General features: G+C 62.3%; 10 protein-coding genes. 4 read left to right on the top strand and 6 right to left on the bottom strand.

What is annotated here, in order from left to right; translation table 11 throughout:
* Window positions 1-13: 13 nt before the first annotated feature.
* The gene (locus P8014_RS00840; protein WP_337815409.1) at window positions 14-481 is read left to right on the top strand and encodes a chemotaxis protein CheW; all 468 of its coding nucleotides are present in this window, start codon (window positions 14-16) and stop codon (window positions 479-481) included.
* A gap of 49 nt (window positions 482-530) precedes the next feature.
* On the opposite strand, the gene P8014_RS00845 is transcribed toward P8014_RS00840, so the two are convergent.
* From P8014_RS00845 to P8014_RS00870, 6 genes are all read right to left on the bottom strand, one after another.
* A complete protein-coding gene (locus P8014_RS00845; protein ID WP_337815410.1) occupies window positions 531-3,062 on the bottom strand; it encodes an EAL domain-containing protein in 2,532 nt (843 codons plus the stop codon).
* Window positions 3,063-3,155: 93 nt separating this feature from the next.
* Window positions 3,156-3,656: a hypothetical protein gene (locus tag P8014_RS00850; RefSeq protein WP_337815411.1), complete on the bottom strand. Its 501-nt coding sequence runs from the start codon at window positions 3,654-3,656 to the stop codon at window positions 3,156-3,158.
* A gap of 71 nt (window positions 3,657-3,727) precedes the next feature.
* The gene (gene ugpC / locus P8014_RS00855; RefSeq protein ID WP_337815412.1) at window positions 3,728-4,846 is read right to left on the bottom strand and encodes a sn-glycerol-3-phosphate ABC transporter ATP-binding protein UgpC; all 1,119 of its coding nucleotides are present in this window, start codon (window positions 4,844-4,846) and stop codon (window positions 3,728-3,730) included.
* 52 nt (window positions 4,847-4,898) lie between these two features.
* Window positions 4,899-5,780, bottom strand: a complete 882-nt coding sequence (locus tag P8014_RS00860; protein WP_337815413.1) for a carbohydrate ABC transporter permease — start codon at window positions 5,778-5,780, stop codon at window positions 4,899-4,901.
* Window positions 5,773-6,684 (bottom strand): sugar ABC transporter permease, encoded by a 912-nt coding sequence (locus tag P8014_RS00865; RefSeq protein ID WP_337815414.1) that lies wholly within the window; start codon window positions 6,682-6,684, stop codon window positions 5,773-5,775. The genes P8014_RS00860 and P8014_RS00865 overlap by 8 nt, the downstream gene beginning before the upstream one ends.
* Window positions 6,685-6,799: 115 nt before the next feature.
* Complete coding sequence (locus tag P8014_RS00870) at window positions 6,800-8,077, bottom strand: ABC transporter substrate-binding protein (RefSeq protein ID WP_337815415.1); 1,278 nt, start codon at window positions 8,075-8,077, stop codon at window positions 6,800-6,802.
* Window positions 8,078-8,337: 260 nt separating this feature from the next.
* Between P8014_RS00870 and P8014_RS00875 the strand changes: the two genes are divergently transcribed.
* From P8014_RS00875 to P8014_RS00885, 3 genes are all read left to right on the top strand, one after another.
* On the top strand, window positions 8,338-10,164 hold the full coding sequence (locus P8014_RS00875) for an alkaline phosphatase PhoX (RefSeq protein WP_337815416.1): 1,827 nt from the start codon (window positions 8,338-8,340) through the stop codon (window positions 10,162-10,164).
* Window positions 10,165-10,230: 66 nt separating this feature from the next.
* Window positions 10,231-11,922 carry a hypothetical protein gene (locus P8014_RS00880; protein WP_337815417.1) on the top strand — a complete coding sequence of 564 codons (1,692 nt, stop codon included), beginning with the start codon at window positions 10,231-10,233 and terminating at the stop codon, window positions 11,920-11,922.
* A gap of 93 nt (window positions 11,923-12,015) precedes the next feature.
* Window positions 12,016-13,419, top strand: a complete 1,404-nt coding sequence (locus P8014_RS00885; RefSeq protein ID WP_337815418.1) for a dihydrolipoyl dehydrogenase — start codon at window positions 12,016-12,018, stop codon at window positions 13,417-13,419.
* Window positions 13,420-13,421: the final 2 nt, after the last annotated feature.

Here is a 13,421-nt window from a genome sequence, read left to right on the forward strand (position 1 = left end):
GGAGAGTCTTTGAATGGCTATCAGCAAACTCAATACGCTGATATTGGACATCGCCAGCGGACTGCGCGTAGCCGCGCCGCAGGCAATTCTGGCAGAAGTGATTCCGCAGCAGACGATGAGTGCGTCCGGTTCTGCGGAAACATGGCTGTTGGGTTTCCTCGAGTGGCGCGGCGAACAGGTGCCTGTGATAGATCCCGGCGTTGCGTGCGGGTACTTGGCGCCTGAAGTGGAGGGGATTCACCGCTACGCCGTGCTGTACGCGCTGGAGCATATCGTCGGCCTGAACTACTACGCCGTGCCGCTGTCGGCGATTCCGCATCCGGTGCGTGTGAGCGCCGAGGATGTGCTGACCGATGACGTGTCCACGCCGATACTTTGTCCGGGGGTCGCCGCAACGGTCCAGATCGAGGGTCAGTCGGTGACGATTCCCGATTTTCCGTACCTGGAGCATCAGATCGAGCAGGAACTCACACGGTTGTAAACGGGAACTCGCCGCGCTGAGTGTGGACATGGAGTGTGGTCCTGCGGTTTCAGCCCACGGCTGGTCGGCAGTAGAGGCGGTCGAAATCCTCCGACGGCACGGCAGCTCCGAAAAGGTTTCCCTGCAGCACGTCACAGCGCATTTGACGCAGGCAAGCGGCCTGTTCCTGAGTTTCCACCCCTTCGCCGACCACTTTCAGTCGCAGTTCATGGGCCAGATTGATGGTGGCCGAGACGACTGCGCGCGTTTCGGCGCTGTCGGTCAATTCCTCGACGAAGCTGCGGTCTATTTTCAGATAGTCCAGCGGGAAGCGGCGCAGGTACGCCAGCGACGAATAGCCGGTGCCGAAATCGTCGATCGAGACGTGGATGCCCTTTCCCCGCATCGCTTCCAGCAAGGAAGCGTGGCTTTCGGCGTCCGTCATGAGTACGGATTCGGTAATTTCCAGGCCGAGTTGGCCGGGCGCGACGCCGGCGCGCTCGAGACTGTTGCAGATGTTTCCTAACAGGTTCGGGTCGGAAAGCTGGGTCGGTGACAGGTTTACCGCGATCGGTACACCGCCGAGTGCGAGGTGTCGTACGGTAAGTTCCAGAATGTGCTGGCCGATCGTCTGGATCTGGCCGGTTTCCTCGGCCAATGCGATGAACTCGTCCGGAGGGACAGTTCCCCACTGAGGGTGATGCCAGCGCGCCAGGGCTTCGGCGCCCACGGTCGTACCGGAGACGGCGTCCACCAGCGGCTGCAGATGCACTTGAATCTGATCGTGCTCCAGTGCTTGGCGCAATCCGGTCTCCAACTGCAGCCGGCGTTGCACCTGTCCGTCCATGGTGGCGGTGAACAGCCGGTAGGTATTGCGCCCGCGTTCCTTGGCGCGATACATGGCGATGTCGGCATTCTTGATCAGGGTGTCCAGATTGTCGCCGTCCTCGGGGTAGAAGGCGATGCCGATGCTGCAGGTTAGCACCAGTTCGCGTCCGGCTGCATGCACGGGACGGGTCAGTTCATCGACGATTCGTCGGGCGGTGTTCGCCGCATCGTCGTAATGCGGTGTGTCCGGCAACAGGATCAGGAACTCGTCGCCGCCGGTGCGGGCGACCGTGTCATCCTCGCGCACGCAGCGGCGCAGACGCTGTGCCACGTGCTCCAGCATGTTGTCGCCGATATTGTGTCCGAGCGTGTCGTTGATGTTCTTGAAGCGGTCGAGATCGACGAACATCACCGCGAGCTGTTGGCGGTGGCGGTGGGCATGCGCGATGGCCATGGACAGCCGATCATAGAACAGGCGCCGGTTGGGCAGGTCGGTCAGCGGATCGTAGTAGGCGAGATGGCGAATCTGCTGTTCGGTCTTCTTGATTTCGGAAATGTCGCTGAATAGTGCGGCATAGTGCTCCAGCGCACCGTCCTCGCCGTTGATGGCAGTGATGGTCAGCAGCTCCGGATATATCTCGCCGTTCTTGCGCCGGTTCCAGATTTCTCCCTGCCAGTGTCCGAAACGATTGATCGAGTCCCACATTGCGGAGTAGAACGTCTTGTCGTGCCTGCCCGAACTGAGCAGGGAGGGACGCTGCCCGACCGCTTCCTCCTGTGTGTATCCGGTCAGTCGGGTGAAGGCAGGGTTGACTTGTTCGATGACGCCGTCGGCGTTCGTGATCACTACCCCTTCAAGCGAGTTCTCGATGACCTTTTCGGTCAGGCGCAGATTGCGCTGCGACACGGCCAGCGCTTGATCGGCCTGGCGCAGCTCATCCACATAGGCGAGTTCGAGGCCGGAGAGCAGGTCGGTGAAACTCAGCAGACCGATAAGCTCGCCATCGTCGAGCACGCCGACGTGCCGTATCTGGCGCTCGCTCATCAGGCTGCGCGCTTGATACAGGCTGGTGTCGGGCGTGACGGTGACGAGGTGCTGTGTCGCCAGTTCTCCGACGGAGAGGTTCCCCCTGCGTGCGGCGATCTGCCGTACCAGGTCGCGTTCGGTCAGTATGCCCCAGCGTCTGTCGGCCAGTGAAACCAATACGGCGTCGGTTCGTGCCTCGTGCATACGCCGGGTGGCCTCGCTGAGCGGCGTGTCGCGGCCGATGCGTTCGGCTTCGCCGTGCAGGATACTGCCAACCGTGCGAAAGCTGAGATAGTGTTCAAGGCCATGGTGGCGGACGACGTCGGTTTGCGAGACTACGCCGCTCATGCTGCCGTCGGTTTCGACCACCAGCAGATGACGGACGTGTCCGTCCCGGAAGCGCTCGGATGCGGCCGCCAGTGGCGCATCCGAATCTATGGTCAGGATTGGTGCGCTCATTACCTGGCGGATGGGGGTGTTCAGCGCTTGCGGATCTTCGAAGTCGACGCGCAGCGCATCGCGTTCGGTCCAGATCCCGACAGGTTGGTCGCCCTCGATCACGACGATGGAGCTGCATCGGTTGTGCTGCATCAACGAGGCCGCTTCGTGCAGCGGCGTATCGGCATGGCACTTGATGATGTCGCGATTGGGAGGCAGAAGCTCCCTGATCCGCGGAAGACTCTTGTCGTCGTCGCGCGTTTGACGGTCGACGGTGTCGGTCACCGGCGGCGTGCGGTGTCTTGGCATGTTTTTTCGGCTTGATGGCGGGCGTGGTTTTGCGGCGTTATTTCCGCTCGATGATAGCAAACGACATAGCAGTAATGGGGGGGCGAGCTGGCATCAGTCGTCGTTCGGTTCTTCGGAAGAAGATAAGGCGCCTTGCGGGGCAGCGATGAGTTCGCCCAATTGGTGTTTGGCGATATGCCGGATAAGTGTGACGCTCAAACGGCGCCGGGATGGCAGTATTCTGCTTCTCAGGGCCCGGTTTTCGAACAGGCAGGCTTCGACAGATGGTGCGTAGGGCCGGTCGCGGCTCACCCTCAGAATACGCCCCAGATTGACGCCGCGTCCGTCATCAAGTAGCAGTATGTGCGGATACAGATGATGCGCCGGGTCGGGGCGCGGAAAGTCGACGATGGCCAATAGCTCGTAGGGTGTACCGGACATGCGTGCTGACACGTGCTGTGCGTCGAAACGTGCTTCGACCAGATACACGCTTTGGCCTACGGCGCTTCGTAGCCGCGAAAGTTGTTCGTCGTATTCATCCGACGGCCACAATGCAGGGCCTGATGCGGCAGTCGGTTCGAGTTTTTTGGAACCCACCTCAAAATACCCCGCCATGGGCCGAAGGTGTGCTGGTGGGGAATTCTGTTAGCTGTCCTCTGCGCATGAGCGACAGCATAACAGTATGCTCAGGCGATACGTTGCTCGGTCTGAGGATCGAAGAACACGGCCTTGGCCAGATCGAACAGCAGTTCCATACGCTCTCCGGGCTGCTTGGCCTCCGGCGGATGCACGCGGCAAATGACCTTTGTATCGTTTAGGTGAATGAAGATCAGCGTGTCTGGCCCGGTCGGCTCGATGATGTCGACGGTGGCCGTCATCAGCCGGGTGTCGGCTTCGTCGAGCTGCGAAACGCGTTTGTGGGTGATCTGCTCGGGGCGTATGCCGAGAATGACCTTTTGCCCGTTGCGCTCCCGCAATGCAGCCTGGGCATGGTCTGGCGCTTGCATCACCAATCGGTTGTCGCCTTCCTGCATCTGCAGTCCCGCACCCTGATCGTCGACCGTGATCTCACAAGGAATGAAGTTCATCGAGGGCGAACCGATGAAACCGGCCACGAAAAGATTCGCTGGGTTGTCGTAGATTTCCTGCGGCGAGCCGAGCTGCTGGATCTGGCCGTCGTTCATGACCGCGATCAGGTCGCCCAGAGTCATTGCCTCGATCTGGTCGTGGGTGACATAAACGATGGTGGTCTGAATGCGTTGATGCAGGCGCTTGAGTTCGTCGCGCATTTCCACGCGCAGCTTGGCGTCCAGATTGGACAGAGGCTCGTCGAACAGGAACAGCGCCGGATCGCGTGCGATGGCGCGGCCGATCGCCACGCGCTGGCGCTGTCCGCCGGACAGTTCGCGCGGCTTGCGCTCGAGCAGGTGGTCGATCTGTAGCATGGCGGCAACGTCCTTGAGAGTGCGTTCCCGTTCTTCCCGCGGGACCTTGCGGATCTGCAGACCGAACAGGATGTTCTGGCGCACCGTCATGCTCGGATACAGCGCGTAGGACTGGAACACCATGGCGATGTCGCGATCGCGCGGACTGAGATCGTTGACCCGGCGGTCATTGATGTGGATGTCGCCGCCGGTGGATGCCTCCAGACCGGCGATGATATTGAGCAGGGTTGATTTGCCGCAGCCGGAAGGTCCGACCAGGATCAGAAACTGATTGTCGCTGGTCTCGATGTCGATACCTTTGAGAACCTCGACGTTGTTTCCGAAAGTCTTGTGTACGTTGCGGATGCTGAGCTTACCCATGTCGCTGCGTCTCTGCTCTCTGGTGATGGATGGATGATGAGGGCGCTGCGGCTCAGCCCTTGACCGAGCCGGCGGTCAGCCCGCGCACGAAGTATTTGCCGGCGATCAGATAGACCAGCAGCGTCGGCAGTGCAGCGATCAGGGCTGCCGCCATGTCGACGTTATAGCGACGTACACCGGTCGAGGTGTTTACGAGATTGTTCAGCGCGACGGTGATGGGGTGGATAGCGCCGGATGTGAACACGACCCCGAACAGGAAGTCGTTCCAGATCTGGGTGAACTGCCAGATGATGGTGACCATGAATATTGGCGTCGAGACCGGCAACAGGATGCGCCAGAAAATGGTGAAGAAGCCAGCGCCGTCGATCATCGCCGCTTTGACCAGCTCGTTGGGAATGGTCACGTAGAAATTTCGGAAAAACAAGGTCGTAAAGGCCAGGCCGTAAATTACATGCACCATTACGAGACCGGCGATGGTGTTTTCCAAATGAATCTTGCCGAGTACCCAGGCCATGGGCAGCAGAATCATCTGGAACGGGATGAAAGTGCCGATCAACAGCAGGGAGAAGAACAGATCGCTGCCGCGAAAACGCCATTTGGTCAGTACGTAGCCATTCACCGCGCCGAATGCGGTGGAGATCAGAACGGCCGGTATGACCAGGTGTACGGAATTCCAGAAATACACCTGAACACCTTGGCAGGTGGCGCCGGAGCAGGCGCTGGACCATGCTTCCCGCCATGCGTCGAAGGTCGGGCGAAGGGGAAGCGACAGCAGGTTGCCGAGGTGGACTTCCTGCAGCGATTTGAGCGACGTGATGACGATCACGTAAAGCGGCGTTAGATAGAACAGTGCCGCAAAGACGAGGATCGCGTAGATCCCGATCCTTGCCGCTCGCGGAGTGTGTGAATGCACGCTGTGGTCGCGCTCAGACATCGCTCTTCCTCCGCGATTCGAGCAGAATGAAGGGGCCGACCAACAAGCCCACCGCGACCAGCATCATGACCGCGCTGGCGGCGCCCAAGGCGATCTGACCGCGCTGGAACGCGAAGTCGTACATGAAATTTGCCGGCAGGTAGGTTGAGAAGCCGGGACCGCCGCCGGTCATCGCCATGATCAGGTCGAAGCTCTTGATGGCAAGTCCGGTCAGTAGAATCAGAGCGCTGAAAAAAGATGGTCTTAGGCTGGGTATGATCACGCTCCAGTAGATGCGCGGCAGACTGGCGCCGTCAATCATCGCCGCCTTGATGACGGAGTCGTCGACACCCCTCAGGCCGGCTAGAAACAGTGCCATGACGAAGCCCGAGGATTGCCAGACGGCGGCGACGACCACGGTGTAGATCGCCATTTTCGGATTGATCAGCCAGTCGAAGCTGAAATGCGTGAAACCCAGGTCATGCACCAGTTTTTCCAGACCCAGCCCAGGGTTGAGCATCCATTTCCAGGCCACGCCTGTGACGATCAGCGATAGCGCCATCGGGTACAGGTAAATCGCCCGGAAGATACCTTCGCCGCGGATACGTTGATCCAGGAGAATGGCGAGGAAGAGGCCGATGGCCATCGACAGGCCGATATAGAGTGTGCCGAAGATGCCGAGGTTGATCAGCGACGTCCACCAGATGCCGTTTCCGAAAAGATAGCGGTACTGTGCGAGCCCTGCCCACACGTTGTTAGGCAACAATGTGGAACGCGTCAGCGACAGCCATATCGTCCACAGAATGAACCCGTAAAGAAAAAAGACTGCGGCCAGAAAGGTCGGGCTCAGTACCAGTTTTGGCATCAGCCGTTGCAGCGTATCTCGCACCCCGGGACGGGGTGGCGTGTCGTGCGCGTCGCTCATGACGGAGTCTCGCTTATGAAAAGGGCTTATCCCAGCAATATGGGATAGGGTGCATGTGCCCGCAAAATCCGTCTATGCCCGGTTTCTTGGCCGGGCATAGACGGGGGCGAACCTATCAGAGCTGAGACTTGGCCACGGCCACTTGTTTGGCCAGCTGTTCGGCTGCCGTTTTCGCACTCATATTGGAGTTGTAGAACTGTCCGAGCACGTCGAAGATGGCGCCAGTGGTGGCGTTATAGGTCGACATGTTCTGCGACATGCTGGGTACCAGAGCATTGTTCTTCGAGGCTTGAGTGAAGTCCTTGGCCGATTTTTGGGCACAGGCATTGAAGCTGCCCATCGGCGTTCCCATGCGTGCGGGGATAGAGCCTTTGACCTTGTTGAACAGGATCTGGAACTTTTCCGACATCACGGTTTTAGCCATCGCGGCCTGCGCTGCGCGAGCGGACGCGCTGTTCTGCTTGAAGAAGACCATCGTGTCGACGTTGTAGATGAAGCTGCCGTTGGTGCCGGGGAAAGCGGCGCACTGAACGTCCTTGCCGGGCGTCTTGTTCATCACCATCAGCGTACCTTCGGCCCAGTCGCCCATGAACTGCATGGCCGCCTGCCCGTTGGCGACCATCGCCGTGTCATGATTCCAGGAACGGCCGGTGCCGTTGGGATCGGTGTATTTTTGAAGTACGCGCAAGCGTTCGAATGCCTTGACCATGGTCGGGCTGTTGAGGGCCTTGGGGTCGAGTTTGACGAAGGCGTCGTTATAGAATTTCGGTCCACCGGTCGCTAGTACAACGGGGCCGAACTCGGTCGCCACCTGCCAGGTGTTGCCTCCGCCCGCAATCGGAATGATGCCTGCCGCCTTGATTTTCTTCAGCGCGACGACCAGTTCGTCCCAGGTGGCGGGTACGGACTCGACGCCGGCTTTCTTGAGCAGTTTCGGGTTGACCCACATCCAGTTGACGCGGTGGTTGTCGAACGGCACCGCAACATAGTTGCCGTCGTACTTCAGCAGGCTGAGAAATGCCGGATCGAGCAGCTTGTTCCAATGCTGCGACTTCGCCACCGCGTTCATGTTCCCGAGAAGACCGGTCTGGCCCCATTGCTGGATGCTGACGCCTTTGATCTGCGCGGCACCCGGTACATTGCCGGACACGATGCGGGACTTGAGGATGGTGCGCGCGTTGCCGCCGCCGCCGCCGGCAACGGCATCGTTGACCATCTTGATGCCCTGCTTGCTCAACATCTGCTGCAGGACGCCCATCGCCTTGGATTCAGAGCCGGATGTCCACCAGTTGAGTACGTCAACCGTGGGTTCGGCGGCCATTGCATGACCTGCCAAGCAGGCGCAGGACAGGGCGACGGCGCTCGCCAAGTGTTTCACACGAAAATTGAGCATGATCTCCTCCGTAAGAATCGCTGTAGTTGTGTTGCAAAGGTATCTCGTCTCAGCACAGGCATGCCCGCATTTGCTCGCATCCGTAGGGCTCGCGCAATCTTGTGCGGAGAGAGTTGCGTTCAGGTCTGCGTTGGGATTCTAGTCCGCGAGGCGATGCCGTCAATACTGCCCTGGTTCCTTGTTGATTTTGGTCATGGCCTTGTCACGTTCCCAGATTAGCCTGTACTGGGGCTAAAAACACGTTCCTGAGGGGGGACACGATGAAAATGACGCATGTTGCGCGTGCCGTCGCTGCCGCGCTGATTCCTGTTGCCTTGGGCGCCTGCTCGACCACCGGTGGACAGGTTGCTACCACGGGTAAGAGTCTGACTTTCGCCGAGGTCGGCGTGCCGGTCACTGATGCGCAAAAGCGCGCCGTGCAGGCCAGCGATCTGGTTGTCGTCAACGGCCTGGCTCACAAGATCGGCTACCACACCATCCTGCGCTCCGGTCAGCAGGCGGGCGGTGGGGTGTTCGGCGAATTGGTGGATATGCACGGCAAGCCGTTGGTCGCGGCCGACGGATCGCACGCCATTTCCGATTCCAACGACTTCAGTTCGCTGATCCAGAAGGACGGCGCACTGTTCATGATCTCGCATTTCGAATCGCGCCCCGGCGCCATGTACCTCACCAAGCTGGGGCAGGACGCGGAATCCGGCGAACTCTCCGCGCAATGGACGCGCAACATCGATTTCTCCGCCATCCATGGCCTATGGGTGCCTTGCGCGGGCAGCGTGACACCCTGGGGTTCGCATCTGGGCAGCGAGGAATACGAGCCGGATGCGGCCAAGTGGAATTCCGCGACCGGCAAGATCGATCCCTACTACAACGCCATGGGCGCCTACACCGACGGCGATCTGCACAGGATCAATCCGTACTACTACGGCTATCCGGTGGAAGTGGCGGTGGAAAACGCGCAGGGCGCCACTCAGGTGATGCCGCACTATTCGATGGGGCGTCTGGCCATCGAACTGGCCAAGGTCATGCCCGACCAGCGCACCGTCTACATCTCCGATGACGGAACCAACGTCGGCTTCTACATGTTCATCGCCGACAAGCCCGGCGACCTGTCCGCCGGCACGCTCTACGCCGCCACCTGGCTGCAGCTCGATGCCAAGCACGGCGGCAACGCCAAGCTGTCCTGGGTCGATCTGGGGCATGCCACGGACGCGCAGATCAAAGGCGTGCTCGATCAGGGACCACCGCGTTTCGGCGATATCTTCGCCTCTGCCGCGCCGAACAAGGACGACGGCTCCTGTCCGGCGGGCTACGGCGACATCAACACCAGCGCCGGCCACGAGTGCCTGATGATCAAGCCCGGCATGGAGAAGGTCGCCTCGCGTCTGGAGACGCGCCGCTACGCCGCGCTGATGGGCGCGACCACCGAGTTCCGCAAGGAGGAGGGCATCGCCTTCGATCCGGCTACGCGCTCGCTGTTCGTGTCGATGAGCGAGGTCGCGCGCGGCATGGAAGACTACGCCAAGAACGGCAAGCCGACCGACAAGTATGATGCCGGCGGGCCGAACGATGTGCGCCTGCCTTACAACCGCTGTGGCGTGGTCTATCGCCTGCCGCTCGGCAGCGATGCCGCTGTGGGCAGCGACTATGTCGCCAAGTCCATGCACGGCCTGGTGGCCGGGCAGATGACGCAGGCCTGGGACAAGAACAGTCCGATCCCGGCCTACCGTGGTGCGCTCGCCAACAACAAGTGCGCCATCAACGGCATCGCGAATCCGGACAATCTCACCTTCATCGACGGCTACGCCACGCTGATCATCGGCGAGGACACGGGCCCCGGCCATCAGAACGACGCCGTGTGGGCCTATAGCCTCGAGGACGGTCAGCTCTCACGCATCGAGACCACGCCCTACGGTTCCGAGACCACAGGTGTGTACTGGTATCCGAACATCAACGGGCATGCCTACCTGATGAGTGTGATCCAGCATCCCTACGGCGAGTCCGACGAAGACAAGGCTCCGGAAGGCAGTCAGGCGCGACGCGCCTACACCGGTTACATCGGGCCGTTCCCCGCCATGGATGCCAAGTAAGGGCGTTCGCATTCGCCCGGGCGCCGGCAGGGCCGGCGTCCGGGCATTATCCTTGGGGGGTGTCCGATGCCGTTGCCGCTCAAATACCTGTCGGCCATTGCCGCGCTGTGTGTTCTGCTCCCGGTGCCGCCGGCGCGCGCCCTCGATCTGACCGACGACACGCTCGCCAACGCCACCGCCTACATCCCGCCGCAGTGCTACACCCGCACGCGTGCCGCCAACGGCGCCGTGCACAATCCCTGCTATGCCTGTCACGTCGCCTCGCAGGCACCGAACTATGTCGACGACGCGGACCTGCAGAGCGAATACACCTTTCCGCAGCCGGCGCAGGACAATCACTGGGTCAACCTGTTCAAGGATCGCAGCCTCGCCGTGCACCTGATGGGTGACGAGGACATCCTGAGCTACATCCGCACCGACAACTACCGCCGCGGCGACACGCTGCTGCTGGCAGCGAGGCTGCGCAAACCGCCCAAAGGCTGGGACGTCGACGGCAACGGCCGCTGGGACGGCTACACGCCCGACGCCTGGTTCCATTTCGACGCGCAAGGCTTCGACCGCGCGCCCGACGGGCGCTATACCGGCTGGCGTGCCTATGCCTATTACCCCTTTCTCGGCACCTTCTGGCCGACCAACGGCTCCACCGACGACATCCTGATCCGTCTGGCCGGGCCGTTCCGGGAATCGGCGGAAGGACATTTCGACCTTGCCGTGTACCGCATCAACCTGGCCATCGTCGAAGCCGTGATCAAGCGTGCCGACGTGCCGCTGCCGTCCACCGACGAACGCCGCTACGGAGTCGATCTCGACGGCGACGGGCGTCTCGGTCAGGCGCGTCGCGTGCGCTACGACTGGGCGCCGCTGGAAGGCCGGTACATGCACTACGTCGGCCGTGCCGGCACGCTGCAGCGTGCGGGGCGTCTGCATCTGGCCGCCGGGTTGTTCCCTGAGGGCACCGAATTCCTCCACAGCGTGCGTTACGTCGATCCGACCGGTGACGGCAACGTGCGCCTGTCCGCGCGCCTCAAGGAGCTGCGCTACGCGCGCAAGACGCGCTGGCACAGCTATTCCGATCTGCATGAGGCCGCGTTGGGCGAGTTCAAGGAGCAAAACGATTTTCCGGACCGCCCGTCCCAGTTCGTCGGCAACGCCGAGCGCGGCCTGCGCAATGGCCAGGGCTGGGTCTACCAGGGCTTCATCGAAAACGCCCGCGGCGATCTGCGTCCGCAGACCTACGCCGAAACCGTGTTCTGCATGGGCTGCCATTCGGGGTTGGGCATCACCACCGACGGCATCTTCTCCTTCCAGCGCAAACTGGTCGCGCCCGCCCGTCAGGACGGCTGGTATCACTGGACGCAGACGAAGTATCTGCGCGGCCTGGCCGATCCGCTCCAGGCCGACGGCCAGGGTTTCTACGCCGCCTATCTGCGCGCCAACGGCGCCGGCGACGAATTCCGTGCCAACCGCGAGGTCGGCAAGCGCTTTTTCGATGCCAGCGGCAAGCTCAAGCCGGCGATGCGCGAGCGCCTCGGGCATGACATCGCGCTGCTGCTCTATCCCTCGCGCGAACGGGCGCTGACGCTCGACAAGGCCTATCGGATCATCGTCCAGGAGCAGTCCTTCGTGCATGGCCGGGACGCCACCGTCACCCCGCCGAAGAACGTCTACCGCCACGTGAAGACCGATCAGTCCACCGGCATCGAGACGCCGCTGCCGGCGCCCGGCAATCTGCGCGGTACGTACCTGTCGGCCGAGTGAGCGCCGATGGCCTGGCGGTAGGCTGCGCCTGGGTCTCAGGAGCGAGTAGACTGGGGGAAACCGTCTCTTTCCCCCGACATGGAGTGTCCGTTCATGCGCAAGGTCCGCATCGCCATACTCGGCGCCGGCAGCGCCGGTCTCACCGCGCTCGCCCAGATACGCAAGCACACCGATGATTACGTCATCGTCAACCACGGCCCCTACGGCACCACCTGCGCGCGGGTCGGCTGCATGCCCTCCAAGGCCCTGATCCAGGCTGCCGACGACTACTACCGCCGCCATGCACTGGACACGCTGGGGATCCGCGGCGGCGCGGGCTTGAGCGTGGATTTGCCGGCGGTGCTGCAGCGCGTGCGCGACTACCGCGACGCGCGCGTCGCCGGCGTGCTCGGCGCCACCGACAAGGCCGGGGAGCGCAGCATCGCCGGCCGTGCGCGGCTGGACGGCCCGCAGCGTATCGTAGTCGAGCTGGACGGCGGCGGTGAGGAAGTCATCGAGGCCGAGCGGATCATCGTCGCCACGAGAACCCGCCCGGTGGTGCCTGAGCCGTGGCTGGCCTTCGGCGAGCGCGTCTTCACCACCGATAACCTGTTCGAACAGCCCGAATTGCCGCAGCGTATCGCGGTGATCGGGCTCGGCGTGATCGGTCTCGAGCTGGGCCAGGCGCTGGCGCGGCTCGGGCTGGACGTGGCCGGCTACGAAATGCGCGAAAGCCTGGGTCCGCTTAGCGATCCGGTGGTGCAGGCCGAGGCCGAGCGCCTCATGGGCGCCGAGTTCCCGCTGCACCTCGGGCGCGCGGTGGAGCTGCGCGAAGGCGAGGGCGGCGCCATCGTGGTCGACAATGGCGAGCAGGTGCAGAGCTTCGATGCCGTGCTGGCGGCCATGGGCCGGCGACCGAATGTCGACGGTCTCGGTCTGGAAACGCTGGGCGTGCCGCTGGATCGTCGCGGTCTGCCCGAGTTCGACCGCCACACCCTGCGCGTCGGCGATCTGCCGGTGTTCATCACCGGCGACGTCAACGGCGAACTGCAGGTGCTGCACGAGGCCTCCGACGAAGGCTTCATCGCCGCCTGGAACGCGCTGCACGGTCCGGCCCGGTTCCGCCGGCGTGTGCCGCTCGCCATCGCCTTCACCACGCCGCAGATCGCCGTCGCCGGAGAGTCCTACGCAGCACTGGCTGGGCGTGAAGACGTCGCTATCGGCGAGTTCGACTTCGCCCAGCAGCCGCGCGCGCTGGCCATGCTGGAGGCCGCGGGGCGCCTGCGCATCTACGCCGAGCGCGGCACCGGACAGCTGCTCGGCGCCGAGGTGCTGATCCCGGCCGCCGAGCATATCGGCCACCTGCTGGCGCTGGCGATCCAGCGCAACATGAGCGTGGCCGAATTGCTGACCCTGCCGTTCTACCACCCCGTGCTCGAGGAAGGGCTGCGCTCGGCGTTGCGTCCGCTGGCCAAGGAGGTCTACGGCGAGGCGCCGCTGGAGCTGGAGAAGATCTGATC

Source organism: Acidihalobacter sp. (genome assembly GCF_037381185.1).
In the GTDB taxonomy this organism is placed as follows: domain Bacteria; phylum Pseudomonadota; class Gammaproteobacteria; order DSM-5130; family Acidihalobacteraceae; genus Acidihalobacter_A.